The organism is Mesorhizobium sp. B2-4-13, from assembly GCF_006658535.1.
Taxonomy (GTDB): domain Bacteria; phylum Pseudomonadota; class Alphaproteobacteria; order Rhizobiales; family Rhizobiaceae; genus Mesorhizobium; species Mesorhizobium australicum.
The window spans coordinates 816,115-842,150 of record NZ_VFVB01000001.1; the positions used below are offsets into that span (position 1 = coordinate 816,115).

Here is a 26,036-nt window from a genome sequence, read left to right on the forward strand (position 1 = left end):
CGGAGAGGCCGAGGGGAAGAATAGCCACAGGCGCCGCCAACAGCCCGTTGCCGATGACTTGCTCGCGAAGCAACGCCGTCGGCCATCAGAAGCAGGGTGAGCACGATCGAGATGCGGAGCATCAGGTAGCTCATTTTGTTGCGTCCTCCTTTGGAGCACTCATCCTTGAAATAGGTATTCTGGCGGACCTGCAAGTATGGGTTGGAGCTGAGTGTGCGAAATACGCCGTAGTCAACGCCGATTCTGAAAGCGCTTGGTCAAATATGCCATTGATTGTTTATTCCGACCCGCGCATTATCGCGCGGGGCGGGATATGACAAAATTGCCTAGAGCTGCTGAATTAGACTTCGTGGTGGATGTTTCGCCACAATTTGAAAAGCACGTCAGTTCGGCGATGCTTCGCCTTCAGGTACATTACCCCGCGTGCAGGTTTGCTTGGCGCGACGGCGGGATATCAGTACGCGGTTCAAGCGACGTCACCGAAGAGCGGTTTCGAAAAGACGTTTTGCACGCTGTCTATCGTGAAAAGGTCTACGCCGAAACACTGACTATGCGCCAGGCGCTCGTCGCCGCGGTCACCAGCCGATGAACGTCTGGCCGTTGAAGTTCCGCGACATGTCGGACGGTTCGGTATTGTTCTGCGACGATGCAGGCGGATTCTTCAAGTCAACCCATGGCTTCCTGGATCGGTATGCCGCCGACAGCCTGGCTTCACTCGATGGAACGTTCCTTAGGGAAGGCAACCACGTATTCGATCGAGAGTTCGACCTTCAGTGGACGTCGTTCGCCTACAGGTGGGCGAGGCGGCAGGCGCGCACGACGAGAATGAACTACGTCATCCTCGTGCCGACGCTTAGGTGCAATCTCGCTTGCGGTTATTGCCAGGTCTCTCGCGCTGCTGAGAATGCTCGCGGATTCGATTGGTCGGACGAGACCCTCGCCAGTGTCCTTTCGTTCCTCGACCGCTTGGAAGGCCCGGATATCAAGATCGAGTTCCAGGGAGGTGAGCCCTTGCTTCGAGTTGATATCCTAGAAGCCGTTCGGGACTTCTGCCGCGGAAAGTTTACGCGGTCTCAATTCGTCGTCTGCACGAACCTGCAAGCACTGGAGGAGCGTGAATGGGCCTTCCTGGATGCCGACGACACTTTGATGAGTACGTCGCTTGACGGAGACCGTCTGACGCATGAGCGTCAGCGGACCCACAGCAGTGCAGTCACCGATGTCTTCTTTCGAAATCTCGAGGCAGCCGTTTCCCGCTATCCAGAAGGGAAAATTTCGGCCCTGCCCACCGTCGATGTCGCCAACCCGCCGGACTTCGACGCGCTGCTGGACAACTATGAACGCTACGGAATTCGTTCAGTCTACCTGCGCCCGATCAACCACCAAGGATTCGCACGAAAGATTCAACAGGGCGTCAATGTCCTCGCGCGCTGGAATCGCCTCCATTCCGACTTCATCGACCTGCTGATCGCTCGCAATCACCGGACCGGGCGTTTCATGGAAGAGTACTACTTCAGCCAGTGCCTGAGGCGCGTGCTCCGCTTCGATGCCGATAACCACGTCGACATACGAAACCCGAACTTCTTCGCCTCCGACTATGTCGTGATCGATCACGACGGCCGCTTTTACCCGACCGACGAGGCCCGGATGCTGTCCAGGATTGGCCGCATCGATCTCAGCATTGGTGACGTCAGCACTGGAATCGACAGAGCGAAGGTCGACGTTCTCAATTCGGGAGCACTCAACCACTTCGATCCAGATTGCGTCCACTGCGCCTACCAGCCGTTCTGCGGCACTGACGTCATCGACGACATTTCCCGGTATGGCCGGATTGACGTTCCGCGGCCTGACACATGGTTCTGCGGCCGCCACTTGTCGCTATTCGACAAGGTCTTTGAGGTCCTCTACCGGAATGACGAGCCGACGCGCGCCTCGGTGGCCGCCTGGCTCGGCGTGGGTCGCTGGGACGACAGCATGGCGCCCACACACCAATGATACCCTTGCGCATCAAGGTGGAGGCAAACGCTGACCAGCCTTTCGTGGTCCGGCTTCGCTCGTTTGAGGCCGATGGCCGCGAACAAAAGACTGAACAACTGAATCCTTTCGACGTGGCGCTGGAGCGCGTCGGCCCGGAAGGCGCCGACTACGTCGGCGAGGGCGGTCCGATACGAATTCTAGGCATCGATCCTGCCAAGGTCGATGGAGACGTGCTGCTCGTAAACCCGTGGCGCGGAACCGCGGACCGCCTCATCCGCAGTTCATCTCTGCACAACACCTTCCTGGTGACGGAGCGGTGCGACCAGGTATGCCTGATGTGTTCCCAGCCACCCAAGAAGCATCATGTCGACCTGTTCACGTATTTCGAGACGGCGGCGTTGCTGGCCCCAGAAGGCGCGACGATCGGTATTTCCGGCGGCGAGCCGACGCTTTTCAAGGCACAGCTCTTCGAGCTCTTGAGGAGGGTTTTGGACGCTCGCGCTGACCTATCCTTCCACGTCCTGACGAACGGCCAGCATTTCGAAGAGGGCGACTGGCACGCGATGAACCTTATCGATCGGGGCAGGGTTGTCTGGGGTATCCCTCTCTATTCCCGCGATCCGGCCGTTCATGACCAGATCGTTGGCAAAGAGGGTGCACATACGCAGCTGCTGAAGAACCTGGCGCTTCTGTGTTGTCTGGGTGCGCAGGTTGAACTTCGCACGGTGCTTATGCATCCGAACGCTGACGGACTGCCAAGTCTGGCACGATTCATCACGTCGAGGCTGCCCTTCATCCGAACCTGGGCGCTCATGCAGATGGAGAACATTGGCTTCGGCCGCATGAACTGGAAGGACCTCTTCTACGACAGTTCGGAAGGCTTCGATGTAGTCGGCCGTTCCCTCGATCTCGTGAGGAGCCGCGGGATAGACGCCTGGCTTTACAATTTCCCGCTATGCACGGTGCCCGAAGGATACCGTCATCTGGCGCCGGCCACGATCTCCGACTGGAAGCGTGCCTATCGAGACGAATGCGACGGATGCTCGTTAAAGGCCGTGTGCGGAGGATTTTTCGATTGGCATCCAGCTAACCATGGATACAGCAATTTGGGGGCAATCCAATGAAGAAGCGGCTTTTCACGATACCGTCGCTGCTCGCGGCGGGATTCTTGCCAGCCAATGCACAGGCGCTGCCTACTAAGCAAACGTTGGACAGCGACCTCGGACAGACGAAATCCCTCTTCGACACCTTCAAGCTTGACCACCTGTACACGCTGGCCGGACATAGCAGTCACAGCAGCCATAGCTCGCACTCGAGCCATAGGTCGTCCACGGGCGGCTATTCCTACGTCGCGCCGGCGCCGAGCGAAGCGGCTCCGCTGTATAGCGCTCCCTCAACGCCCGCGCCGACTTACCAGGCGCCCGCGACCGCCCCAACGCCTGCGCCCCTCAAGACGCTCCCGGGCAATGCCTACAAGTTCAAGGAGATCGTCCAGGAGGTCCAGTTCGCCCTGCTCGCATTCGGCTACTACAGCGGCGAGCTAGACGGCGAGATGAATCCTGAATTAAGGGCGGGGCTGCTGCGCATGCAGGCGGACTACTCGCTGAAGGTCACCGGGACGATCACGCCGGAGACGCTGACTGCGCTGAGGATAGAGGCCAGATAGGGCTCCTACCCTGCAGGGCGCAATAGAACGAGGCCAGGCCGATTTCGAAACCGTGAACCCACTTAGAAGCCGACACAGCGATAGCCCTGTTTCCCACATGTCCGGCCGCACCTCTGATCCCACCACAGGCGGTAATCACAGGATCAAAGCAATCGGCAAATCGAAACTGCCGCGGGATCGTGGCCTAAGAACCTTGAAGCGGATTGCATACGTCCGGCCCAGGAGTGACCGCGGTCGCCTCATGTCGGCCGTTAAGGTCAGCTTTGCCCTGCCTGAAGAGACATCGCTTTCAACCACGCCGGACGTCGCCTTTGCGCCTTATCCTGGCCGTTCACAGTGCATGCTGAGCACCCTGTGAGCGGACCGGCCGCTTCGGTGGGCTCGCGGCACGTCCACTTGGCTCTGGTGCTCAAGTGGGACAGAACGGGCCGGGCTGGCGTTAGCGATACCGAGACGCTAGTTCGGCCCCGCGACCGGCATCGAACAGGACCCGATTTGCGTCCGCGACAGCGGAGAACTTGCCCTTTTGCTCCAAGGCCGGAATGCAGACCGTGTCACCCTGCCGGAGGCCGGCCAAGGATGCCTTAACGACGTCGGCCGGCTCCATCACCGGCACATTGGGCCTGAGGACCGGTTTGCCGTCGATGTCATGGAATTCTGTCCTGACGACTGCGGGACAGAGCGCCTGGACGAGAATTCCTTTGCCTTGGAGTTCAGCCGCCAGGAGCTCGCTGAAGGTGGTGACGAAGGCTTTGGTGGCGGCATAGACAGAGCGCTTCGGCATGAACGGGGAGTTCATGCTTCCACTGAAGCTGAGCAGTGAAGAGACATTGATGATGGCGCCTTCGCCGCGCGCAATCATCGCAGGAAGTGCCGCATGCGACAGACGCATGACGGCAGTTACCTGCACGGCAACCTCTTCCTGGGCGCGGTCGATCGAGAGTTCGACAAACGGCATGTAAGTCTGGAATCCGGCGTTGTTGACGAGTAGCGATACGTCCCCGGCCCGGATCCGCTGCTCTACCGTGTCGATGCCCTCCGACAGCGCCAGATCGGCGACGATGATTTCCGCGTAGGCGCCGCCGGCCTTGATCTCGCGGGCTACCGACTCGAGCCGGTCGCGTCGGCGGGCGACGAGCACGATGTCGTAGCCGTCGCTGGCCAGGCGCTCGGCAAAAGCTTTGCCGATTCCGGAGGATGCGCCGGTAATGACAGCGACGCCCAAAGAACTCCCTGTGGAATTGGTCACGTCCGTCCTCCTATGGCTGGTGCCGATGAATTGACCATGATCGTCCAACAATACCGCTTGCGGTCGGTTTTGTACTGCCAATCTCGTCCTGAGCTCAGAGCGGAGCTGCTCCTTGAAGGCAAGATGCGGCTTTCTAACGGGCATGCCGAAAGCGGATCGTTCGCTTCAAGGCGGTCGAGGGGCCATGGGGGAATGCCTTTGTGCGGGCAGGCATTAGAAGCTCCTAAATGGGAGGGATGTCCTCTGTTAAAAAAGTCAACTCACCACATTTCCCGAGTGCACACGCGCGCCTGACAGCACACCCGATCACGCCAAAATCAATTGCGGAATTCACACGCCTGTCGCACTGTCCGGGGTTCGTAGCTTTCGAGGAGGAAAGGCTATGTTGTACCCCGGTCAGTGCTTGGGGCCGTGCGAGATCGATATGCTCTCTCGCGTGTGCCGCATTGTATGCAACGAGAACGGCACTCCCCTTAAATCGCAGCAGGCCCAGCGCATCGCGTCCCACCTGCTCAAGCTGTTTATGAACGGCCTGATAACCGAGGAGGAACTGCTGGACGCCGAGAGGAACCGGGCCGGACGGCTAAAGCAGCCGCTCCAGCATCAGCCTCCGCCCCAGAACGTCGTGGCCGACAGCCAGCTGCACCTCGGCTAGGAAGTTGCCCAGCTCCCCGGCCGGTGCCGCCTGCCTTTTCATAGACGGAGCGAAGCAATTGAGGCAGAGCTTGTGAAGGCTGGAGCAGGCGCTGAAGCCAGCCAGTTCACAGCCGCTGTCCTGAACGAGGTAATTAAAGGTTGGGTGATGTCGGAGCTCAAGTTCCGCACCTCGTCGAGCGAGAGCAAGGTAGCGCCCAAACTAAAGGTCTGGATTGACGTCCGCTCAGCCTTCCCACTGTTGGCCACGCGGCGCGGTGCCGCGGTGGCCGCCAAGACCGGCCGTAAGCGCCGAGGCTTTCCCCGTGCTATTTGCCTACGATCCAGTCCAGCAATCCGGGATCTACGATCGGAGAGCCGGTATATACCCGGACAAGTTCCTCAGCGTATTTTCGCCACTCGCTCTCCGGGATGCTTTCTTCCAAGACCGATTTTTGAAAGGTCCTCCTCAAAATATTCGCATCGAGTGCTGACAGTCCGTGTTCGCCATTTTCCCTCGTGCCCCACGAAGGCGAAAGTCATTCCTCGTGCGCGGCCGCACGATAGCAATTGGAGATGGTTCGGCGAGTCAAAATCCCGTGCTGGCCTGTCAGTCGGCCCAGAAACGGACTTCCGCTGCAACGCCAGCTTTGCGCCTCATATCGGTCGTCGAAGCCCGTCTGAGCGTTCTCCAAAACGGACCCTGCGAGCGCTAGCGGTTGGTCGGGGTTACGCCGACAGCAACCATTCGCAACGCCTTGAAATGAATGGCGGCAATAGCGACCGCCAGCTTCGTGTGACGCCGCTGCGCGGGCGGCACCGCGAAGGGCGGTGCCGCCCGTACTCCGATTGTGAAAACTTGTCTCAAACCTTTAGCACCAGCGCGCCGGTCGTTCGTCGAGACTCCAGATCGCGATGGGCCTGAGACGCTGCTGCAAGATCGTAGGGCCGTGGATGCTCGACCTTGACAACGCCCAGTCGGAGCGCGGCAAAGAACCGGTTCAATTGCGGAGCAAGCTTTTGCGGTGTGTCCGTATAGTGAGCGTAGTTGGGCCGGGAAATCGTGACGGACTTCGAGGAGAACCGACCAATGTCCCAGTTGCCGACTGGGCCTGAAGCCTGGCCAAAACTAACGAGATGGCCTCGTACCCCGAGCGCTGCCAGCGACCCGCCGAAGGTGTCGTTTCCGACAGCATCATAGGCGACATCCGCCCCGGCGCCGCCAGTCAATCGCATAACCGCCTCGGCGAAATTCTCTCGCGAATAGACGATGACGTGATGAGCCCCCAGCCGTTCGACGATCCGCGCCTTGTCGTTATTCGACACCGTCGCAATTACCGTCGCACCGAGATGGCGAGCCCACTGCACCAGCAATTGGCCGACGCCGCCGGCGGCGGCATGGACAAGCACAATCTCGCCCGGACGGACAACATGGACGTCGTGCAGCAGAAAACTCGCGGTGATGCCTTTGAGCAGCCCGGCGGCGGCAATGTCATCGGAGATATCATCGGAGAGTTGGACCAAAAGATCGGGCACCATGTTGCGCCGCTCGCAATAGGCGCCGACCGGTGGACATGCATAGGCGACACGGTCGCCGACAGAGAAGCCCGACACCGCCGACCCAACCGTCTCGATGACGCCCGCCGCCTCCATGCCCGGAACGCCAGGCGGCTGCAGAAGGTCGAAATAGCCGGTGCGGCAATAGACGTCGATGAAATTGACACCGATCACCGTATGGCGGATCTGCACTTCGTTCGGCGCCGGCCACGGCAGTCCGATTTCCCTGAGCCGCAGCTCTTCGGGTCCGCCATAGCGCTCGACAACGATCGCCCTGGTTGTTGCGGCCTGACCCTCAATGACCGTTGGCACGACGGGCGGCACACCTGCCGATGGCGCAGGAGCGGCAACCGCCCGGGAAGCCCTCACATCGATCGGCGAGCCGACGCTTCGCTCTCGTAGAAGATTGCGCATGGCCGCGAAGCCGGTCTGATAGATGCCTTCGGTGACCAACCTCACCAGCTCGTCGCGGCGATGCGCCGGCGGGGTGAACTCGGAGCGCCATTCCCAGAAAGTGGCATTGCCGTCGGTCACCGGCTTCAGCCGCATCGAGGCGACATAGCCCATCAGCGGCAGCGGCGCTTCGAGCAGGCAATAGCTCAGCCGCCGGTCCTTGTCGGACAGCGCCAGCAATTGCTCGCGCAATTCGCCGCCATCGTTCAGCCTGAAGTGGCGCACTGAGCCTACCGCGTCGATCGGCTCGCCGCCCTCGATCTCGCTGAAGGCAATCGCCGGATGCCAGCGGTCATGGCCGTTGAAGTCGCGCAGGATCGCCCAGACCTCGTCGACCGGTGCCTCGATGATCGTGCTCTGGCAGACCTTGACCATCGGCCGGCGTCAGCGCCCGAACCGATGTTTCAGCGCGGCCAAGGCGGTCTGGAACACGCCATGGCCGATCTGATGCATCAGGGCGGCCTCGCGATCCGGCGCGCAGTCGAACTCCGCCTGCCATTCGGCGAGCGTCAAATTGCCGTCGGTGATCGGCGTCAGCGACAAGGTGGCGACATAGTTCTCGACCGCCATCGGGCTTTCAAGGATGGCGTAGCTGCAGGATAGGTCGTAGTCGGACAGCGCCAGTAGCCTTTCGCGGATACGCCCGCCGTCCTTCAGCGTGAAACTCCGGATGCAGCCGATCTGGTCTGCCTGCGCGTTCTGCTCGATGCGGCTCTCGACGACGAACGGCGCCCAGCTTGGCAATGCGTTGAAGTTGCGCACAAGCTTCCAGACTTCCGCCGCCGGCGCTGGAATGACCGAGGAGACATAGACCTTGGTCATTTCGAATAGCCGCCGATATTTGCCACTGCAATCCCGTCAGTGATCGCGGTCGTCATCGTCGTCCTTGGTGGGTTTGCCCTTGCCCTTCTTGTCGCGGGTCAGGCTGGCAATATCCTTGGCGTCGCGCAGCACATCGGTCATGCGGCCAAGCGAGCCGCCCTCGATGCCGATCTCCTTCATCAGATTGTCGATCATCGGCGCCTGCACGCGGTAGCGCAGCGCGGAATCGATAACCTCGTCGGTGACGTTGCGGTTGCCGCCAGTGCCACCGTTGAGGCCGTCGACATGCAGGATCTTGATGCCGTCGATCTTTTCCATCGGCTTGACGCTTTCGCGGATGATGCCTTCCATGTGGTCGAGCAGCTTGCCGCGCAGGCGCCCGGCCCTCGCGCCTTCGGAAAGGATGTTCTCGGCCTCGTTGAGTTGGCGGTGGCCAGCGGCGTCGACCTCGTAGCGCTGGGCGGCGGCAAGGGCGTGGATCTTCTCCGATTCGGCCGAAGCGACGGCGGCGATCTTCTGCGCCTCGGCCAGACTCTTCGCCGCCTTCATCTCGGCGTCCGCTGCGGATGTGATGCGCAGCGCCTCGCGTTCGGCCTCGCGCTGCGCACCGATCAGGTCGGTCAGCTTGCGACGCTCGGCGATCTCGCGTTCGCGGGCGGTGAAGGCCTGCTCCTCGGCCTGGACGGCCTTGGCGCGCACGGCTTCGGAAGCGGCGATGGCGGAGGAACGCTCCTGCGTCTTCTTGGCGATGTCGATCGCCTTCTGGATCTCGGCGATCTCGATCTTCTGGTCGCGGTCGACGCCGAGCTGCCTGATGTCGCGATCCTTAATCAGCCGCGCTTCCTCGATGCCGCGCTCGGTGGTGATGCGGGCGCGTTCGACCTCTTCGCCGGCCGAAATCTCGGCCTCCTCGAAGGCCTGGCGCTTCGCGATCTGCAGTGCTTCGAGATGACGCTCCCTTGCGATCCTGACCTCGTCGATGGCACGGTCCTGCGCGATGCGCGCCGTCTCGGTCGCCTGGTTCTCGACGATCTCGGAACGACGCTTTTCCGCCTCGGCCCGGGTCACCTGCAGCGCCTTTTCGGCGAGGGCGATCTGGCGCTCCAGCTCGGCGACCTCGAGCAATTTCTTGCGCTCGATCTCGAGCTGGCTCTGCGTGCCCTCGCGCTCGATGCGGGCCTTCTCCAGCGATAGTTCGAGCGCGATCTGCTCGCGCTCGGTCAGCTCGCGCATCTTCATCTCGGTTTCGTCGAGTGAACGGCGGCGCGCGATCTCGCGGCGCTGCGTGTCTTCCTCGCTCTTGATGCGCTCCTCGGTGATGTTGCGCTCCTGGTTGAGCCGCGATTTCTCGACCGCCTCGCGCGACGAAAGCTGTGCCTGCTCAGATTCCTGGTCGCGTAGCGCCCGATCGATGGCCAATTCCGAACGTTGCGCGGCGCGGCGGATCTCGACCTCGCGCTCCTGTTCGAGGCGCGCATATTCGCTGTCGCGGTCGATCTCCAGCACCTTGCGTTGGGTATCGAGGTTCTGGTTGCGGATATCGACCAGCGTGCGCTGCTCGATCTCGTTGCGCATGCGGCGCCGGGTCTCGATCGATTCCGTCAGCTGGGTCAGGCCTTCGGCGTCGAAGGCGTTGGACGGGTCGAAATATTCGAGGCTGGTCTGGTCTAGATCGACGATGGCGACGCTTTCGAGTTCCAGGCCGTTGGCGGCAAGCGACTCCTCGGCCAGCCTTCGCACCTTGGCGGCGTAGTCGCCGCGCAGTTCATGCATTTCTTCCAGCGTCATCTGGGCTGCGACTGTGCGCAAGGCACCGGCGAACTTGCCTTCCAGCAATTCACGCAGGCTGTCGGGCTGCAGCGTGCGGCGGCCAAGTGTCTGCGCGGCGGCGGCAACCAACTCGCGGCTGGCGCCGACACGGACGAAGAACTCGGCGATCAGGTCGACGCGCATGCGGTTCCTGGTGATCAGCGCATGCCCATCTTCGCGGCGCACCTCGATCCGCAGGACGTTCATGTTGACCGGGGTGATCTCGTGCAGCACCGGAATGACGAAGGCGCCGCCATTGACCACCACCTTCTCGCCCAGGAAGCCGGTGCGCACGAACGCCGTCTCCTTGGTCGAGCGGCGATAGAGCCAGCGCAAGATATAGACCGCGATCAGCACGACGACTGCGGCAACGATCAGCCACAACAGGAAAGCGCCAAAGGTCTGCGCGTCCATGATCTATCCTCCCCAAGACAATGCGGCCGGCGCGAGGCGACCGATTTCAAACATCCACCCGCAGGGCGGCGAAGTCCAATTCCTCATGCCCGCCTCTGCAGCTTCGGCGTGATCGCGTGGAACGCGGAGATCACCGCATCGACGAAAAGCGTGTCATTGATGTTGGCCCGTACCCGCTCGACATGACGTTGTGGCGTCTGGCGGACCGTCTTCTCGATCGCCTCGAACAAAGCATTGTCGGCTTCCGGGTCGTGAAAGGGCTGGCCTGGCGCATCGAGCATCGAAACGCCGCCTTCAGGCAGCAGGAAGCGAACCGGGCCGTTCATGGCGTTGAGCCGCGCGCCGATCCATTCGCCGAATGCCCGGTTCTCGTCGCGCGTGGTGCGCATCAAGGTGACATTGGGATTATGGATGACGAATTTGCGGCTGCGGAATTTCTCGGGCGCGCTGTCGCGCGGCCCGAAATTGACCATGTCGAGCGCGCCAGTGGAGCCGACATAGGGTAGCCCGGTGCGGATCGCCGCGCCGAAACGATCCTGGGTCGCAGGGAAGACGCCACCGACAATCATGTCGGCCACCTCAGTGGTGGTGAGGTCGAGGAAGGCCGAAATCAGCCGCGAGTCGCCAAGGTTTTCCATAGCTCGCCCGCCTATGCCGGTGGCGTGGAAGACGAGGCAGTCATAATCCGCTTCAAGTCGTTTCGTCACCGCTTGCACCAGAGGCGTGGTGACGCCGAACATGGTGATGCCGACGGCCGGGCGTGCCAGCTTGCGCCTGGCTTCCCACGCTTCGGCGTTGGGCAGTTGCGCGACCATGCCGGCCATGGCGTGCGCGGCATTGGACAGCACCTGCTCGGTGATCGAATTCAACCCCTGCACATCGGCGACCGAGTGAAACATCATGATGTCGGCGCCGCCGACATATTTGCCGACGTCACCGGCAGCCACCGTCGAGACCATCAGCTTGGGGATGCCGACCGGCAGCACGCGCATGCCCGCCGTCGCCAGCGTGGTGCCGCCGGAACCGCCTGCCGAGATGACACCGCCGATACGAGGCTCGCGCTCGATCCAGCGCGCGAAAGCTTCCGCCATGGCGCTGACCGAGCCGCCGCGATCGTTGGTGAAGACGGCCGACGATCCCCGCGCGTGCATGCCGGCCACCTGCATCGCCGGCACATCGGCGCTTGTCGGTTTGCCCGACGTCGACAGATCGACGGTGCGAACCGAGATGCCGAGCGACTTCAGCCGGTCGGCGACAAACCGCAATTCTTTGCCTTTGGTGTCGAAGGTGCCGACGACCAGAACGGTCCTGCCAAAACGCTCGGCGAAGGGGATGGAGAAGACCTTCTTCAGCTCGTCTTGCGGTACTGCCTTCTCGACCGCCGCTTGCCGCAATTCAGTGACCGGCACATTCCAGCGATTGGGCAATTCGGTGACCGGGCGATAGACGCCATTGCGAGGCTCCGGCTCGGCCGAGCCGTTGGCCGTCCGGTCGATGCGATAGACTTCGGCCAGTTGTTCCTTGGCCTGCGCGGACTCCACCGGCGTGACGGGTGCGTCTTCGGCATGGCGGCCGACGCCGAGCAGCCGCTGCTGCAGCTCGCGATCGGCGGCAAGCGCCTTTGCTTCCATCAGCCGGTTGACGCGGCCATTGACCATGATAGCGACCTGGTTCGACACCGCTGTGGCCACGCCGATATTCTGTTCGATGACGAGGATTGCCATCTCGCCCTCGGCGGCGAGCTCGACGAGCATCCGTTCGACCTGGTCGACGACAACAGGCGCCAGGCCTTCGGTCGGCTCGTCCATGACCAGCAATTTGGGATTGCTGAGCAAGGCGCGCGAGATGGCCAGCATCTGCTGTTCGCCGCCCGACAATTGCGAGCCGCCATTGCCTCGGCGTTCGGCCAGGCGTGGAAACGTCTGGTAGACGCGCTCGACCGTCCAACTGGCATCGCGGCTGTTGCCGGCCGCGAGACGCAGATGCTCGTCGACCGTCAGGCTCGGCCAGACCCGGCGCCCTTGCGGCACATAGCCGACGCCGAGACGATGGATTTCGTGCGGCTCGAGCGATGTGATCTCACCGCCATCGACACGGATCGAACCGGACTTCGCTCGCTTCAGGCCGACAATGGTGTTGCAGAGCGTCGATTTGCCCATGCCGTTGCGCCCTACCACCGACAGCACGCCGCTTTCCAGTGTCAGCGAGACACCTTGCAGCGCATGGCTCTCGCCATAGAAGACCTGCAGGTCTTCGACGCGCAACATCGCCCTGGCAATTTTCCCGGGACGCTCAGCCATGCTTGCCCCCGAGATAGATCTCCTGGACTTCCGGATCGGCCTCGATCTCTTGCGGCGTGCCTTCCTTGAACAGGCGGCCATTGTGCATCATCGAGACATATTCCGAGACGCGCAACGCCACATCGAGATCGTGCTCGATGATGATGTAGCCGATGTGTTTAGGCAGCGCGTTCAGGATGGCCACGAGGTCGCGGCGTTCGGTCGGCGACAGACCCGCCGCCGGCTCGTCGAACAGGATGAAGCGCGGTGCACCGGCGAGCGCCAGCGCGATCTCCAGTTGGCGCTGCTGGCCATGGCTCAGCGTCGCCACCAGCGTGTCGCGATAGGCTTCCAGATGCACGGCGTTGAGGATCGATTCAGTCTGCACCATGTTGACGTCAGATATGGCCGGGCGCAGCAGCGAAAAGCGCCGGCGCGAGACGCCGCGGCAGGCGAGGAATATCGAATCGAGGACCGACAGGCCCTTGAACAGCTGCGATATCTGATAGGTGCGCCGCAGGCCGCGCCGGATGCGCTCATGCGGCGGCAGATCCGTGATTTCCTCGCCGAAGAAACGGATGCGCCCCGACGTCGGCATGAAGTCGCCGCTGACGGCGTTGAACAATGTCGTCTTGCCGGCGCCGTTGGAACCGAGTACCGCGCGCCGTTCGCCGGCCGCGATCCTCATATTAATGCCCGAGAGCGCCACCAGCGCCCCGAAATGCCGCGCCACGCCATCGAGCTCCAGCGCATAGGCGCCGGAGCTCTGGAGACGATTCGCAACGAGGCTTTCGGTCACCTGCGGCTACTCGAAAGCGCGATCACGGACAGCTTGGATTGTCGCGGCTGACCGCGCCAAGCTTGGTGAACTCGTCCTCGGGAATGCCGAGCGTCTGGTTCACCTGCGGCACGACCTTGATCAGCTTGTTGAGCAGCGTGCCGTCAGCGCCTTCCGTCACTTCGGTCAGGAAGATGTCGGCGATGGCGTTGCGGTTCTTGTCGAGCGACACCTTGCCGGTCGGCGTTTCGAAGGACAGCGTCGAAAGCGTGTCGCGCAGCTTGGTTCCGCCGTCGGACACATCGCCGCCAACCTTGTCGAGCCCAAGCAGTGCCGCCTTCATGTTGATGTAATAGGCGTGCGCGAACAGCGAAGGCGACGGGAACGCACCCGGCTGCTTCTTATAGGCATCGACAAAGGTCTTCCAGGCGGGAGAGTCGTTGGTGTCGGCGGTTGGGCCTGCCGAAGGCGTGCCCTTCAGCACATCCTTCAGCTTTCCCTTCGAGGTCAGCACCGTCTGGTCGACGGTGATCGAACCGCCGATCAGCGGAGCCGCGCCGCCGGACTGCTGGTACTGCGTCAGGAAGTTGACCGCGTCCGCGCCGCCAAGCGCGACATAGATCGCATCGACATTGTCGGGAATGGCCGCGATGACGGAGGAGAAGTCCTTGTTGCCGATCGGCACCCAGGACTTCGACGGCACATGGCCGCCGGCCTTGCAGAATTCGGCCATGAAGCCGAACACCTGCGTGTAGGGGAAGGAATAATCCTCGGCGACGGTGGCGACGTTCTTGTAGCCCTTTTCTTTGAAAGCGTAGGTGCCAAGGCCCGCCATCCATTGCGCACCGTCGGTTCCGAAGCGGAAGAAGTTCGGCGCAGGATTGCGGAAGGTGGTGTCCTGCGCGGCCGAAGCGCCGTTCAGGAAGGTCACGCCGGGCTGGGTCTTGGCGTAGTCCTTGACGGCCAGGCCCTCGTCACCCGAAAGCGGGCCGATCAGGACCTTGACACCATCCTGTTCGACCAGCTTGCGCGCGGCACGCACCGCGCTGTCGGGCGAGGCGTCGGACGAGCCCTTGACGATCTCGATCTTCTTGCCGGCGACCATGCCCTTCACCTCTTCGACCGCGGTCATCGCACCGCGTTCGCCATCCTCGCCGAGCACCGTGAACGGCCCCTCGAACGTGGCGAGCAGGCCGATCTTGATGCTGTCGTCGGCGGCGAGCGCCATCGATGGGGCGGTCAGCCCGGTGAACACCGCGAGCGCCAGCAACGTACGTCTATGCATCCTCATGATTTTCCTCCCTTTTGATTTCGTTTGCAGTGGTTCATCCGCCCCGGCACTCATGGCCCGGGACGCAAGGACTCCTGGGCAAGATGTGGCTTGATCCTCCCCCACAACCCAAGAATTCCATCTGGTGAGACAAAGACGATCACCAGGAACACCATGCCGATCAGCGTGTTGAAACGCTCGGCGCCAACGATGTCGATGGCGAAGGTCTGCATCAGGACGACGACGACCGCGCCCAGAAACGGCCCGATCGGATGACGCAGGCCACCAATGACGGCGATGATCAAAACGTCGATCGCGGCATCGACGCCGATGGTGCCGGGCGAAACGCGGCCGTTGAACCAGACCAGCAGAACACCCGCCAGCCCGGCAATTATTCCGGCCAGCAGCCAAGCTAAGACCTTGTGCGCGGTGACGTGGTAACCAAGCGCCCACATGCGCCGGGGGTTATCGCGGATCGCCTGCAAGGTCATGCCGAAGGTCGAGCGCGAGCCGTAGAGCACCGCTCCATAGGACAGCACCGCGAGGCCAAGGCAGAGATAGTAGAAAGGCTTGGGGTCGCGCCAGTTGATGCTCCAGAAGGCCGGCGCGCGGATGCCGGCATACCCGGAATGGCCGTTGAAGATGGCGTAGTTCTGCTGCGCGAAATAGAAGGTCGCGGTGGCGATCGCCAGCGTGATCATGATGGTGTAGATGCCCTCGGTGCGCACCGAGATCCAGCCGATCAGCGCCGATGCCAGGGCCGCCGTCGCGACCGCGAACGGCACGGCCAGCCACCACGGCCAGCCGAAGCCGAGAATGTTGGAGTTGTTGTTGCCCAGGATGGCGATGGCATAGGCCGATATGCCGGCAACCGTGATCTGTGCCAGGCTGACCATGCCGCCATAGCCGGCAAGCAGCATCAACGACAGGCCGATCATGCCGAAGATCAAGGAATAGCCGCCGATCTGCGTCAGGAAGAAATCCGAGGCCACCAGCGGATAGAGCACCAGTGCGACGGCAAGGATGATGTGCCTGGCGCCAAGCTTCTCCAGCCAGTTCTGTTGCGGGGTCGCGCCAACGGGAGCGATGGCCAGGCTCATCGGGCCTTCCCCATGATGCCTTGCGGCCGGATCGCCAGCGTCACCACCATGATGACGAAGGTGAGCACGACGCCGTAGGTCGGGAAGTAGACAAGGCCGATCTGTTCGGCGAGACCGATCAGCAGCGCGCCGATGGCGGCACCCGTGATCGAGCCCATGCCGCCGACGATGACCACGACCAGCGAGGCCAGGAGATAACGAACATCTTCACCCGGCGCGACGGACAGAGCCGAACCGCCGACGACGCCGGCAAAGCCGGCGAGGCCCGCGCCAACGGCAAAGACGATGGCAAACACGGCATGCACGTTGACGCCGGATGCCTGCAGCATGGCGCGGTCGTCGACGCCGGCGCGGATCATCATGCCGACGCGGGTCTTGTGCAGCATCAGCCAGAGCCCGACGCCGATGACGATCGCCGCCGCCAGGACAACGACGCGGTAGAGCGGATAGGTGAGGAACACCGAGGCGCCATTCGAGCGCACGGCGGTGATCACGGGCAATGTCAGCGCGCCATCGAGCCACTCCGGCGTGGTGATCTGATAGGTGCCGCCGGCCCACACAGCCAGCATCAGGTCGGCGGCAACGATCGAGATGCCGATCGAGACCAGAGTCTGCCGGAGATCGTCGCCCTCGAGGCGGCGAAACACAAAAACCTGCATCACGAGGCCAACCACCGCCAGGGCGGCGAAACCAGCGGCGACGCCAAGCAGCCAGTACCCGGTTCGGCTGGTGACCTCGTAGCCGATATAGGCGCCGAGCAGATAGAGCGAGCCATGCGCGAGATTGACGTTGCGCATCAGCCCAAAAATCAGCGTGAAGCCGCTGGCGACCAGGAAATACAGGCCGGCCAGCGTGATGCCATTGAGGATGGCGCTGACGAAGGCCTTCTTCGAGATCAGGATGGCGTTCAGCCAATCCGGCCAGACGGCGAAGACCAGCCATGCCAGCACGGCGGCGGCAAGCAGGCCGACCACACCCCAGATCTGCCCATGCGTCATCCCGCCATTCGCTATCGACGGCGAGGACAGCTGGGACGGCGAGGATGGCCGGTCGAGCAGACTCATGCGGTCAGCCGCCGGCGCTGCTCGTTCAAACGCGGCGCCTTGTGAAACTTGCCGTCTTTCATGATGGCAAGGATGCGGTTCCTGTCCTGCAGGATGCGCACGTCGGAGATCGGATCGCCGTCAACCAGCAGCACGTCGGCGAGGTAGCCTTCCTTGATCATGCCGAGCTCGTCGCCCATGTTCATTATCTGGCCGCCATATTTGGTGCCGGCCTGGATTGCTTCCATCGGCGAGAAGCCGAGCATCTCGACGAAGGTCTGGATGTCCTTGGCGTTGGTGCCTTGCGGCGTCCAGGCAAAGCCGTAGTCGCCACCAATGCAGACACGAATGCCGCGCCGGTGCATCTTCTTCATCGTGTCGACGCACATCTCGAGTTCGCGCTCATATTCGAGCGACAGCGGTGAGCCCGGTTTGATGCCCCATTGCTCGGCATGGCGCGCGGTGTTGATCAGCCAGGCGATGCCGGGCGCGACAAAGTGCTTGTCCTTGACAGCCTCGAGCATGTCGAGCGCTTCCTCATCGGCGAAGGAGGCATGGTAGATGTTCTGGATGCCGTGGCGGACACACTGCTTGACCGAGCCGGACGAGCGCGCATGCGCCGACAGCACCTTGTTACGGCAGCGCGCCTCGGAAGCGGCCATGGCGACTTCTTCCTCCGACATCGGCGTCTCCTCGGCGCCCATGCCGGTGATGCTTTCCCCCGACAGGTTCAGCTTGATGGAATCGACGCCGTATTTGATCAGCTGGCGCACGGTACGGCGGATTTCCTCCGGGCCGGAGACGACCAGGCCGAGGTTCAGACCCTCATGCGGAATGTGCGAGGGCGAGGAATCGCCGAGACCGCCGACTGTGGTGATCTCGGGTCCGGCGGCGAGATAGCGCGGTCCGGGGAAGCGGCCCTGGTTGATGAATTTCTTGGCGACCACGTCAAGGCGCGGCTTGGCGGCGGCGGCACCCCGGCCAGCGGTGAAGCCGGCATCGAGCACCAGCTTGGCCATCTCCATCGTGACCAGCATATGCTCCTCGACCTCCATCATCTGGATGGGGTCGATGCCTGGCGCATTGTTCCACGACAGATGCAGATGCGCGTCGATCATGCCCGGCATCAGCGTCGCGCCCATGCCGTCGATCACGGTTGCACCGCCATTGTAGGACGAGGACGACGAGGACGAACCGTAGCGCGACGAGCCCTTGGTGATCTGCTTGATACGGTTGCCCTGCACCAGCACCTCGCCGGTGTAGGGATATTCACCCGTGCCGTCGAGCACGCGCACGTTGGTGAACAGCGTGCTGCCCGAACCGTTGCCGTTCCAGCTGTCGTCTGCCATCACAAGCCTCCCAACTTGCCGAGCGCATAAGTCTACGCTCGATCGGAAATTCTCACCTATCAACCCGTCTCAAAAAATCGGCCAGTTTCTGGCTGCTTTCGCGCGGGTTTTCCACCGTCGCCCAGTGTCCGCACCGATCCAGTGACGAGAATACGGCGCCCTTGATCTTGTCGGCAAGCGCCTGTCCGACACCGGGCGGATTGACGGTGTCTGCGTCGCCGGTGACGAGCAGCGTCGGCGCTGCTATGCGGCGTGCGTCGACAGCGGTCGCCTTGGCCAGCGCCTCGCAGGTACGGGCATAGGATTCCGGGTCCTGGCGCGTGATCGATTCCCGCACAAAGGCGACGGCGGCCGGCGAGGTTTCCCTCGTATGCGCCGAAATCGCGTTGGCGACGATCTGGTCGGCGATATCGGCAATGCCGCCCGAGCGTGCCAGTTGCGCGCGTTTGGCGAGGCCTTGCCGTGTCGCTTCTGCGGGCTCGGCCAATGCACCAAACAGCGCCAGAGAGGCGACAAGCGAAGTTTGCGTCGCCGCGATATGCTGGCAAACGATGGTGCCCATGGAATGGCCGACGAAATGCGCAGAGGTGGCACCCATGCCGGCCATGGCGCGGATGACCGCCTCGCTCATCCCTTCAACGGTGAGCGGTTCGATCGGCCGCGGCGAACGGCCCGAACCCGGCAGGTCGAGCCGGATGACGCGATAGCCCGACAGCGCCGCCATCTGCGGCTGAAACATGTTCGACGTGCCGCCAAGGCCGTGGATCATCACCACGGCAGGGCCTTCGCCGACCACCTCGGCGACGATATGACCAACTGTCACCGTGGTCATCGAGTATGCTCCACAAAGCGGTTTTCCAGCGTACCGATGCCATCGATCTCGATGCGCACGACGTCACCGGCCTTGAGGTATTTCGGCGGATCAAAACCGATGCCGACGCCGACCGGCGTGCCTGTGGCGATGATGTCGCCTGGCTTCAGCGTGATGCCTTGCGACAGCGTGGCGATGATGGTCGGGATGTCGAAGATGAGCAGCGATATCTGCGAATTCTGGCGCAGGTCCTCGTTGACGAAACAGCGGATGCCGGTGGTCGCCAGATCGAGTTCGTCCCGGGTCACAGCCCAAGGCCCCATCGGACAGAACGTGTCCTGCGATTTGCCGATCAGCCACTGGCTATATTTGCCCTGCAGGTCGCGCGCCGTGACGTCGTTGACGATGGTGTAGCCCCAGACATGGTCGAGCGCATTCTCCCTCGAGATGCCGCGGCCGCCCTTGCCAATGATGACGGCAAGCTCCGCCTCGTAGTCGATGGCCGTCGAGACGGAGGGATCGATCAGCACGCTGGCATGGTTGGCCACGACCGATTCAGGCACTTTGGAAAAGATGATCGGGTGTTTCGGTATCGCTCCAGCGCCGGCGCTGGAATCGAAACCACTGCGGGCAAACTCGTGCGCATGTTCATGATAGTTCTTGCCAACGCAGAAGATGTTTCGCGAAGGCAAGGGGATGGGGGCTTCAATATCGACCTGCGGCAGCGGAATGGCCGAAAGCGTGCGCGGCACACCGGCGTCGTTTCGCTCGATTAGCGCCAGGATGCCGTTCCTCGCCTGATCGACGGCGAAATCGAATGGTGCGACGGTCTGGGCATCAAGATCGACAAGGCCTACGCGACGTTCGCCGGCGATCGAAAATGTCGCGACCCGCATTCGATTCCTCCCTGAACCTTTTCTGAACCAATACCGGCTCTTTCGTTACACGCTACCGCCGATTGGTTCACGCTGCAAGAGGGTTTCTGCTCACCACTCAACAAAACAATCCCGTGTCTGGGCACTGGACCGAATGGCAATCAATCGATAACATTGGTCCAACATTGGATCAGGTAAAAGCCATCATCGAATGCCGAAGCTCGTCGCCAACGATATCGCCACAATGCTCAAGAAGCGGATTTCCTCCGGCGAGTGGATTGAGGACGGCCGCATGCCGCCCGAGCGTGACCTTGCCGCCGAATTCGGCGTCGCGCGCAACACGGTGCGCCGTGCTGTCGGCTTCTTGGAGGACGACGGAACAGTCGTGCGGCATGTCGGGCGGGGCACCTTTCTGACCGCGACGAACCCCACGTCAATCGCATCAATGGTCGCACGAATGGAAGGCACCAGCCCGGCTGACATGATGGAGATCAGGCAGTTGCTCGAACCAGCAGCGGCAGCCTTTGCCGCGACCAACGCAAGTGCTGCGGAACTGAACGCGGTTCGCGAAGCCCATCAGACAGCACGCGAGGCCCAGGACATGCCAGATTTCGAGCATTGGGACGCCGAATTCCATCATCGGGTGTTTGCGTGCTGCCGTAATGATTTCCTCAAAGAGATTCACAATCTCATGCGCGCCATTCGTAACCAGTCACCCTGGTTCGAAATGAAGAGGCGGTCATTCTCGGAGGAACGGCGTCAGGTGTATTGCCGAGAACATCAGGCGATTTTGGAAGCGTTGTTACACCGCGATCCGGAAGGCGCGAAGATGGCGATGCTCGGGCACCTCAAGACAGTCGAGAAGAACTTATTGGGCAGGTGATCAATCGGGCTGCCCTACTTTGGGGTGGCATCATTTCGAGGCGTCGGTCAAAAGCTGACAGCACTAAACGTCAGTCATGAACCAGATAGAGACGAAACGCATGTCGACTCGAACGTCCGCTTCCGCCACGCTGGCGCCGAAACCTGCCTGACCGGAATCGGCCTCTAATGAGACATTCAGACAATGCCGCGCGACGAAAAAAGGTAGCATCAAAACGCGTCTTTCGCCGCCGATTCCCAAAGTGTCCGGCAAACGTCATGATAGATCTGCGGGAAGGGCGATCCAAATGGCCTTGCGCCCGTAGCACGACCCGTCGACGCTGCCGCGCGGGCGAAGGCATCTCGATCCGAGCAGTAAGCCGCTCAAAGTTTGCGTGCGCTTGGCACTGGAGGGAAAGAGGCTTCGATGCAGTGCTTGCCGAGTCCGTGTCAGGAAATCCGCTGGCGAAGCAATCCACTTAATCTTTGTTGATCCCGCATGCCGCCATTGCCTCCGTCGGCCATTTCGCGGAGCGGCACCTACGACCTCTCGAACGGGCTGATCTGGCCGAAGGACGGCTGAAGCCTCGACCGCCTATGCCGCAATGGCGCGTCGCGCGTTTCTTCCCCTGGGCAAAGCCCATTCCTTGCGGAACCAAGAAACGCGCGCCTGCGCCATCCTCCGCTGTGCTGCGGTCGCAAGCGATGCGGCGGCGGTCGCCTCCGGCCTCACGATCGCCATCGAGGCCGCATGGTGCGGGCTCGCAAACGAAGAACGGAGACTGAAAATGGCTACCATCGGCATCTTCAAGAAGACCAATGCGAACGAGTTCACCGGCGAGATCGTCACTCTCAGCGTCCAGGCCAAGGGCGTGCGCATCGTCCCCGACACCCGGGCCAACGGCGAGAATGCCCCAAGCCACCGCGTCGTGGTCGGCAAGGCCGAAATCGGCGCCGCCTGGTCCAAGCGCTCCAACGAGGGTCGCGATTATCTCGGCCTCAAGCTGGACGATCCGAGCTTCACCGCTCCCATCTACGCCAACCTCTTCGCCGACGAGGAAGGCGAGGGCCACAGCCTGATCTGGTCCCGCCCCAGCCGCCGCAACGGCGAGTGAATTGGCAGACGCCCCGCCCGGTACCGGGCGGGGCGTCTCCTAATGACGCGAAAGCTCTCCGCGGGCTGCCATGCCCGGGCTTTCTGTCATCAGCTACGTTGATGATGCGCGCCTGCGTGAAGATGGTCGCGCGCGGCGATATTGCAGCACGCGTCGGCGCCACTCCCGAAGGCCCCTTAGCGGTGCGAAATAGCGCCTCTCAATTGCGCACCTGATCATGGTGCCCTTGCTCCTCCATCCTGGCCATCGATCGCCGTTCAACCGCAACGGCCGGAAGGAGACACCTCATGAACACCGACGCCGCGCCATTGCCGCCGCGCTACCTGCGCACCTCTGAAGCCGCGCATTTCCTCAGTCTCTCGGCGCGCACACTTGAGAAACATCGCACCTACGGCACAGGGCCCGCCTATCGCAAACTCGGCGGCCGTGTCGTCTACGCCGTCGACGACCTCCAGGTCTGGGTCCAGCGCGGCGCGATGACATCGACGTCCGATCCGCATGGCTCGCTGCTGCCCGCCAAGCCTCAGGCCGCCCGCCTGATCCCCGATGTCGGACGCGAAAGGCGCTGAGCCCGCCGATCTTCCCCATGTCGGCACGACCACGCCCACCATTGGAGCGCGAACAGCTCGACCTGTTCCAGGCGCTGCCGGGCGTCGTGGCGCCACGCGATGCGCAGGACCTCATGGCCTATCCCTTCTTCTCCCTCGCCAAATCCAGGCGCATCGCGCCGATCGACTTTCACGCTGGCGATCTGGCGATCCGTGTCGAAGCGATGCCCGACCACGGCATGGCGACGATCTGGGACGCCGATATCCTGATCTGGGCGGCGAGCCAGATCGTCAACGCTCGGGACGCCGGATTGCGCACATCCCGCCTGATGGCCGCGACGCCATATGAGATGCTTACCTTCATCGGCCGCGGCGTCTCGAAGCGAGACTACCAGCGCCTCAAGGCGGCGCTCGATCGCCTGCAGTCGACAAGCGTCGTCACCTCCATTCGCCAGCCGGCCGAGGGCCGCCGACATCGCTTCTCGTGGATCAATGAATGGCAGGAGCGCTGCGGTCGAAACGGTCGCCCGCTTGGCGTCGAAATGATCCTGCCCGATTGGTTCTACCGAGCCGTCATGGATGACGCACTAATCCTGACCATAGACCGCGCCTATTTCGGGCTGACGGGCGGGCTGGAGCGTTGGCTCTATCGGCTGGTGCGCAAGCATGGCGGACGCCAGCGCGCCGGCTGGCGTTTCGACATCCGGCACCTGCATCGGAAGTCCGGCAGTCTCTCGCCGCTCAAGCGCTTCGCCTTCGAGCTGCGTGACATCGTGCGCCGCCAGCCTTTGCCGGGGTATCTTCTCTTCACGGAGGTGGAAGCCAGCGGGCGTGTGTTGTTGGCTTTCGAACCGGCGCCAAGGCCTGTTGACAGGATCGTGCCATCGGGAACCCGCACCATCGTGCCATCGGGAACCGCACCATCGTGCTTTCGGGAACCGCGAGCGGCCTTAAGGGACGGGTCCGAAACGGCAAATCGCGCTCCTAACTTTGAGTCTAACTCCCAATCTAACATTTATGCGGAGAAGCCGCGGACTGGCGGCGGGGAGGAGAAGCCGCGACTTGTCGGCCGACGCGGTGGAGACGGCGAATGACGCGGTCTCCTCAATCGACTGCGCGCGGCAATCTCACTGTGGTCGAGCTGATCTGGATCGAGAAGCGGATCGAGCATCGCATCCGCTTCGGACGCCCTGCGCATGAAACGATCCTCGACAAGCGGCGCCGCGTCATCGGATTTGCGCCGGGCAGTGTCTTTGCGTTCGTCCGCTGGGCGGCGAACGACTTTGGCACCATCGTTTCGCGCATCGACATCGTGCGCGCCGTCTTGCCCGCCGAACCTTATCAGACGCTGCCCTATGTCCGGCCAGGCGGCGAGATCCTGCTCAAGATCGCAGGTTGGGACAAGGTCGAGCGGGTTCTCCAGCTGATCGATGCGATCGAGGCGATCGGCCTCGATCCGGCCGACTCCGCCCCTGACTATTGGCGTCAGACCCACAACCGACTGGTTGCCGGCGAAACGCCCTGTGCCTATTCGCTCGAGCAGCATCGGGCCTTTCTGTTGCGCAAGCGAGCGACCTCATGAGCCGCGCCGCTTGCATGGCCGCAACGCTCGCGGCCGTCGTCGCGACGGTCGCTCCCGCTGCCGTGGACATGCCGCCGCTGCTCGTATGGAACGCATCGGCCAGCGCGCCCCTCGGCCTCTATGCGATCCGGAGAATGGCCGTTCCAACGGCAGGCGCGCTCGCCGTCATCGAACCGCCAGAGAGCGTCGCTCGGTTTGCCGCCGAGCGCGATTACCTTCCGCTCGGCGTGCCGATGCTGAAGCACATCGAAGGGCTTCCTGGACACGAGGTTTGTCGCGTTGCTGGCATCGTCATGATCGACGGGATCATGATCGGCACCGCACTGAAGCGCGACCGCAAGGGACGCGCGCTGCCTGACTGGCAGGGCTGCCGCATCATCGCCGCCGCCGAAATCTTCGTCATGAACCGGCAGGTCCAGGACAGTCTCGACGGCCGCTACTTCGGCCCGTTCCCGGTGGGTTCGATCGTCGGACGTGCGATGCCGCTTTGGACCGACGAGAGCGGCGATGGCCACTACACCTGGCTCGCTCCTGCGAACTGAAATTCAGCCCAGCCAACAAGACGAAGGAGATAGTCCATGGCCGAGATCGGCGTCTTTCACAAAACTGAATCTGGGTACCGCGGGCGCATGCGAACGCTGCTCGTGGATGCCGAACTGGTGCTCCTCCCCACCAAAACATCCGACGGCAAAGCGCCGGATTTTCGTATCCATATCGGCGATGGCAGCGGCCCCGAGGTCGGCGCGGCCTGGAAGGAAACCGGACAGACGGCTGGCGACTATCTGTCGTGCCGATTGGAGGATCCGCTGTTTAACCGGCGCTTTCGCGCCAGCCTCGTGCGATCCGACAATGGGTCCTGGTCGCTGCGCTGGATCCGGCCGAAATCGCGTCCGGAGCGTGCTCGATGAGTGGGTCATCGACGCCGCAATGTGCGGACGAAAGCCGCCGCGTCGGTTGGTTGCCTGGTCGCAGGGAAGCACGTTGGCTTGTCGCTGGCATGCTGATTTTCTGTCACGCGATGACGGGGGCCGTCGCACAATCCGCGCCGGTCTCGCGCAAATCGGCGGACGATCCTTATGGCGCGCATATCGCCGAAGCGTCGCACCGCTTCCGCCTTCCTCAGCTCTGGATACGGGCAGTCATGCACTTCGAGAGCGCCCGCGACCCACGCGCCGTCTCGCGAAAGGGTGCAGTGGGTCTGATGCAGATCATGCCCGCAACCTGGGCCGAGCTGCGCCTCCGTCATCAACTCGGCCACGATCCCTATGATCCACACGACAACATCCTTGCCGGCACCGCCTATCTTCGCGAGCTGTATGATCGATACGGTTCACCGGGCTTCCTGGCCGCCTACAATGCGGGGCCGGGGCGCTACGAAGCCTCCTTGAGGGGCCGCCCGCTGCCGGCTGAGACCCGGGCCTATGTTGCGATGCTCCGCCCTTTCTGGGGCGGCGGTGATGCACCCGGCGCGCTCACCGACGCTCATGCGAAGGCCGTCACCTGGAAGGTCTCGCCGCTGTTCATTGTGCGGTCCGGGCCCTTGGCCGCTTCCGGTCCTTCGTCCAGCGAAGACGCTTCCGTCGAGGTCTCCTCGCCACCGTCGGTGCGCAAACTTTTCACCGCCAGTTCGCAGCCGCGCCAACTGTTCCCTGGGTCCGACCTCCGGACATCACAGCGATGACGAAGTCACCGTCAAACCCCGACCCGTCGTCTCTTTGGACGTCGCAGCCGTTGGGGCGCATAGGGCACAAGGCAACAACCGAGGGAATGCCGCCCGTAATCGGCAAGCGACGCCAGCGCCTGGTGAGTTGGCCTCAAACGGCGCTACGGCTGCTAAAAAGCCTT

The 26,036-nt window shown here is 62.5% G+C and carries 25 protein-coding genes; 13 read left to right on the forward strand and 12 right to left on the reverse strand.

From position 1 onward, the window contains the following. Window positions 1–313: 313 nt before the first annotated feature. From FJ936_RS03905 to hxsA, 4 genes are read left to right on the forward strand one after another with little or no spacing between them, the layout of a single operon-like run. Complete coding sequence (locus FJ936_RS03905) at window positions 314–589, forward strand: hypothetical protein (RefSeq protein ID WP_140793388.1); 276 nt, start codon at window positions 314–316, stop codon at window positions 587–589. Next, a complete protein-coding gene (gene hxsB, locus FJ936_RS03910) occupies window positions 586–1,995 on the forward strand; it encodes a His-Xaa-Ser system radical SAM maturase HxsB (RefSeq protein ID WP_141906119.1) in 1,410 nt (469 codons plus the stop codon). Before FJ936_RS03905 ends, hxsB begins: the two co-directional genes overlap by 4 nt. Beyond that, on the forward strand, window positions 1,992–3,101 hold the full coding sequence (gene hxsC / locus FJ936_RS03915) for a His-Xaa-Ser system radical SAM maturase HxsC (protein WP_141906120.1): 1,110 nt from the start codon (window positions 1,992–1,994) through the stop codon (window positions 3,099–3,101). Before hxsB ends, hxsC begins: the two co-directional genes overlap by 4 nt. Next, window positions 3,098–3,643 carry a His-Xaa-Ser repeat protein HxsA gene (hxsA, locus tag FJ936_RS03920; protein ID WP_141906121.1) on the forward strand — a complete coding sequence of 182 codons (546 nt, stop codon included), beginning with the start codon at window positions 3,098–3,100 and terminating at the stop codon, window positions 3,641–3,643. Before hxsC ends, hxsA begins: the two co-directional genes overlap by 4 nt. Window positions 3,644–4,082: 439 nt before the next feature. Here hxsA and FJ936_RS03925 read toward each other — a convergent pair whose 3' ends face one another. Then, window positions 4,083–4,892: an SDR family oxidoreductase gene (locus FJ936_RS03925; protein WP_181171506.1), complete on the reverse strand. Its 810-nt coding sequence runs from the start codon at window positions 4,890–4,892 to the stop codon at window positions 4,083–4,085. Window positions 4,893–5,316: 424 nt separating this feature from the next. On the opposite strand from FJ936_RS03925, the gene FJ936_RS03930 reads away from it, so the two are divergent. Beyond that, window positions 5,317–5,547, forward strand: coding sequence for a hypothetical protein (locus FJ936_RS03930; protein ID WP_246680401.1), 231 nt, complete (start codon window positions 5,317–5,319; stop codon window positions 5,545–5,547). Window positions 5,548–6,389: 842 nt separating this feature from the next. Here the strand turns inward: FJ936_RS03930 and FJ936_RS03935 are convergent. The 11 genes from FJ936_RS03935 to FJ936_RS03985 form a co-directional block, all read right to left on the reverse strand. Then, entirely contained in the window at window positions 6,390–7,910 is a 1,521-nt protein-coding gene (locus FJ936_RS03935) for a zinc-binding dehydrogenase (RefSeq protein WP_181763088.1), read from the reverse strand. 9 nt (window positions 7,911–7,919) lie between these two features. After that, window positions 7,920–8,357, reverse strand: a complete 438-nt coding sequence (locus FJ936_RS03940) for an SRPBCC family protein (protein ID WP_141906123.1) — start codon at window positions 8,355–8,357, stop codon at window positions 7,920–7,922. A 36-nt stretch (window positions 8,358–8,393) separates the two neighbouring features. Beyond that, entirely contained in the window at window positions 8,394–10,580 is a 2,187-nt protein-coding gene (locus tag FJ936_RS03945; RefSeq protein ID WP_141906124.1) for a flotillin family protein, read from the reverse strand. An 83-nt stretch (window positions 10,581–10,663) separates the two neighbouring features. After that, entirely contained in the window at window positions 10,664–12,880 is a 2,217-nt protein-coding gene (locus FJ936_RS03950) for an ABC transporter permease (RefSeq protein WP_141906125.1), read from the reverse strand. Then, entirely contained in the window at window positions 12,873–13,658 is a 786-nt protein-coding gene (locus FJ936_RS03955; RefSeq protein WP_141906126.1) for an ABC transporter ATP-binding protein, read from the reverse strand. The genes FJ936_RS03950 and FJ936_RS03955 overlap by 8 nt, the downstream gene beginning before the upstream one ends. A 22-nt stretch (window positions 13,659–13,680) precedes the next feature. After that, a complete protein-coding gene (locus FJ936_RS03960) occupies window positions 13,681–14,928 on the reverse strand; it encodes an ABC transporter substrate-binding protein (RefSeq protein WP_140793408.1) in 1,248 nt (415 codons plus the stop codon). Window positions 14,929–14,978: 50 nt separating this feature from the next. Further along, complete coding sequence (locus tag FJ936_RS03965) at window positions 14,979–16,007, reverse strand: branched-chain amino acid ABC transporter permease (RefSeq protein ID WP_141906127.1); 1,029 nt, start codon at window positions 16,005–16,007, stop codon at window positions 14,979–14,981. Beyond that, window positions 16,004–17,005 carry a branched-chain amino acid ABC transporter permease gene (locus FJ936_RS03970; RefSeq protein WP_181763091.1) on the reverse strand — a complete coding sequence of 334 codons (1,002 nt, stop codon included), beginning with the start codon at window positions 17,003–17,005 and terminating at the stop codon, window positions 16,004–16,006. The genes FJ936_RS03965 and FJ936_RS03970 overlap by 4 nt, the downstream gene beginning before the upstream one ends. A 62-nt stretch (window positions 17,006–17,067) precedes the next feature. Next, window positions 17,068–18,399: an amidohydrolase family protein gene (locus FJ936_RS03975; RefSeq protein ID WP_141906129.1), complete on the reverse strand. Its 1,332-nt coding sequence runs from the start codon at window positions 18,397–18,399 to the stop codon at window positions 17,068–17,070. Between the two features lie 52 nt (window positions 18,400–18,451). Beyond that, complete coding sequence (locus FJ936_RS03980; RefSeq protein ID WP_140793417.1) at window positions 18,452–19,231, reverse strand: alpha/beta fold hydrolase; 780 nt, start codon at window positions 19,229–19,231, stop codon at window positions 18,452–18,454. Next, a complete protein-coding gene (locus FJ936_RS03985) occupies window positions 19,228–20,106 on the reverse strand; it encodes a fumarylacetoacetate hydrolase family protein (RefSeq protein WP_141906130.1) in 879 nt (292 codons plus the stop codon). Before FJ936_RS03985 ends, FJ936_RS03980 begins: the two co-directional genes overlap by 4 nt. Before the next feature lie 190 nt (window positions 20,107–20,296). Here FJ936_RS03985 and FJ936_RS03990 point away from each other — a divergent pair, with 190 nt between their 5' ends. The 8 genes from FJ936_RS03990 to FJ936_RS04025 all read left to right on the forward strand — a co-directional run bounded on the left by FJ936_RS03990 (window position 20,297) and on the right by FJ936_RS04025 (window position 25,872). Continuing rightward, window positions 20,297–20,968 (forward strand): FCD domain-containing protein, encoded by a 672-nt coding sequence (locus FJ936_RS03990; protein WP_140793419.1) that lies wholly within the window; start codon window positions 20,297–20,299, stop codon window positions 20,966–20,968. A 766-nt stretch (window positions 20,969–21,734) separates the two neighbouring features. Further along, window positions 21,735–22,061 carry a DUF736 domain-containing protein gene (locus tag FJ936_RS03995; protein WP_141906131.1) on the forward strand — a complete coding sequence of 109 codons (327 nt, stop codon included), beginning with the start codon at window positions 21,735–21,737 and terminating at the stop codon, window positions 22,059–22,061. A gap of 287 nt (window positions 22,062–22,348) precedes the next feature. Then, the gene (locus tag FJ936_RS04000) at window positions 22,349–22,630 is read left to right on the forward strand and encodes a helix-turn-helix domain-containing protein (protein ID WP_141906132.1); all 282 of its coding nucleotides are present in this window, start codon (window positions 22,349–22,351) and stop codon (window positions 22,628–22,630) included. 17 nt (window positions 22,631–22,647) lie between these two features. Next, window positions 22,648–23,703 (forward strand): replication initiator protein A, encoded by a 1,056-nt coding sequence (locus FJ936_RS04005; protein ID WP_141906133.1) that lies wholly within the window; start codon window positions 22,648–22,650, stop codon window positions 23,701–23,703. Then, entirely contained in the window at window positions 23,700–24,191 is a 492-nt protein-coding gene (locus tag FJ936_RS04010) for a DUF2840 domain-containing protein (RefSeq protein ID WP_141906134.1), read from the forward strand. The genes FJ936_RS04005 and FJ936_RS04010 overlap by 4 nt, the downstream gene beginning before the upstream one ends. Next, the gene (locus FJ936_RS04015; RefSeq protein WP_140789503.1) at window positions 24,188–24,733 is read left to right on the forward strand and encodes a S26 family signal peptidase; all 546 of its coding nucleotides are present in this window, start codon (window positions 24,188–24,190) and stop codon (window positions 24,731–24,733) included. Before FJ936_RS04010 ends, FJ936_RS04015 begins: the two co-directional genes overlap by 4 nt. A 36-nt stretch (window positions 24,734–24,769) precedes the next feature. Continuing rightward, window positions 24,770–25,099 (forward strand): DUF736 family protein, encoded by a 330-nt coding sequence (locus FJ936_RS04020; RefSeq protein ID WP_140789501.1) that lies wholly within the window; start codon window positions 24,770–24,772, stop codon window positions 25,097–25,099. Window positions 25,100–25,209: 110 nt separating this feature from the next. Then, window positions 25,210–25,872 (forward strand): lytic transglycosylase domain-containing protein, encoded by a 663-nt coding sequence (locus FJ936_RS04025; protein WP_246680408.1) that lies wholly within the window; start codon window positions 25,210–25,212, stop codon window positions 25,870–25,872. Window positions 25,873–26,036 lie beyond the last annotated feature (164 nt).

Excerpts from the sequence above, each read along its gene's own strand:
- FJ936_RS03905 (WP_140793388.1), top strand. The coding sequence starts at position 314 with ATGACAAAATTGCCTAGAGCTGCTGAATTAGACTTCGTGGTGGATGTT.
- hxsB (WP_141906119.1), top strand. The coding sequence starts at position 586 with ATGAACGTCTGGCCGTTGAAGTTCCGCGACATGTCGGACGGTTCGGTA.
- hxsC (WP_141906120.1), top strand. The coding sequence starts at position 1,992 with ATGATACCCTTGCGCATCAAGGTGGAGGCAAACGCTGACCAGCCTTTC.
- hxsA (WP_141906121.1), top strand. The coding sequence starts at position 3,098 with ATGAAGAAGCGGCTTTTCACGATACCGTCGCTGCTCGCGGCGGGATTC.
- FJ936_RS03930 (WP_246680401.1), top strand. The coding sequence starts at position 5,317 with ATGCTCTCTCGCGTGTGCCGCATTGTATGCAACGAGAACGGCACTCCC.
- FJ936_RS03935 (WP_181763088.1), bottom strand. The coding sequence starts at position 7,910 with ATGGTCAAGGTCTGCCAGAGCACGATCATCGAGGCACCGGTCGACGAG.
- FJ936_RS03940 (WP_141906123.1), bottom strand. The coding sequence starts at position 8,357 with ATGACCAAGGTCTATGTCTCCTCGGTCATTCCAGCGCCGGCGGCGGAA.
- FJ936_RS03945 (WP_141906124.1), bottom strand. The coding sequence starts at position 10,580 with ATGGACGCGCAGACCTTTGGCGCTTTCCTGTTGTGGCTGATCGTTGCC.
- FJ936_RS03950 (WP_141906125.1), bottom strand. The coding sequence starts at position 12,880 with ATGGCTGAGCGTCCCGGGAAAATTGCCAGGGCGATGTTGCGCGTCGAA.
- FJ936_RS03960 (WP_140793408.1), bottom strand. The coding sequence starts at position 14,928 with ATGAGGATGCATAGACGTACGTTGCTGGCGCTCGCGGTGTTCACCGGG.
- FJ936_RS03965 (WP_141906127.1), bottom strand. The coding sequence starts at position 16,007 with ATGAGCCTGGCCATCGCTCCCGTTGGCGCGACCCCGCAACAGAACTGG.
- FJ936_RS03970 (WP_181763091.1), bottom strand. The coding sequence starts at position 17,005 with ATGACGCATGGGCAGATCTGGGGTGTGGTCGGCCTGCTTGCCGCCGCC.
- FJ936_RS03975 (WP_141906129.1), bottom strand. The coding sequence starts at position 18,399 with ATGGCAGACGACAGCTGGAACGGCAACGGTTCGGGCAGCACGCTGTTC.
- FJ936_RS03980 (WP_140793417.1), bottom strand. The coding sequence starts at position 19,231 with ATGACCACGGTGACAGTTGGTCATATCGTCGCCGAGGTGGTCGGCGAA.
- FJ936_RS03985 (WP_141906130.1), bottom strand. The coding sequence starts at position 20,106 with ATGCGGGTCGCGACATTTTCGATCGCCGGCGAACGTCGCGTAGGCCTT.
- FJ936_RS03990 (WP_140793419.1), top strand. The coding sequence starts at position 20,297 with ATGCCGAAGCTCGTCGCCAACGATATCGCCACAATGCTCAAGAAGCGG.
- FJ936_RS03995 (WP_141906131.1), top strand. The coding sequence starts at position 21,735 with ATGGCTACCATCGGCATCTTCAAGAAGACCAATGCGAACGAGTTCACC.
- FJ936_RS04000 (WP_141906132.1), top strand. The coding sequence starts at position 22,349 with ATGAACACCGACGCCGCGCCATTGCCGCCGCGCTACCTGCGCACCTCT.
- FJ936_RS04005 (WP_141906133.1), top strand. The coding sequence starts at position 22,648 with ATGTCGGCACGACCACGCCCACCATTGGAGCGCGAACAGCTCGACCTG.
- FJ936_RS04010 (WP_141906134.1), top strand. The coding sequence starts at position 23,700 with ATGACGCGGTCTCCTCAATCGACTGCGCGCGGCAATCTCACTGTGGTC.
- FJ936_RS04015 (WP_140789503.1), top strand. The coding sequence starts at position 24,188 with ATGAGCCGCGCCGCTTGCATGGCCGCAACGCTCGCGGCCGTCGTCGCG.
- FJ936_RS04020 (WP_140789501.1), top strand. The coding sequence starts at position 24,770 with ATGGCCGAGATCGGCGTCTTTCACAAAACTGAATCTGGGTACCGCGGG.
- FJ936_RS04025 (WP_246680408.1), top strand. The coding sequence starts at position 25,210 with ATGACGGGGGCCGTCGCACAATCCGCGCCGGTCTCGCGCAAATCGGCG.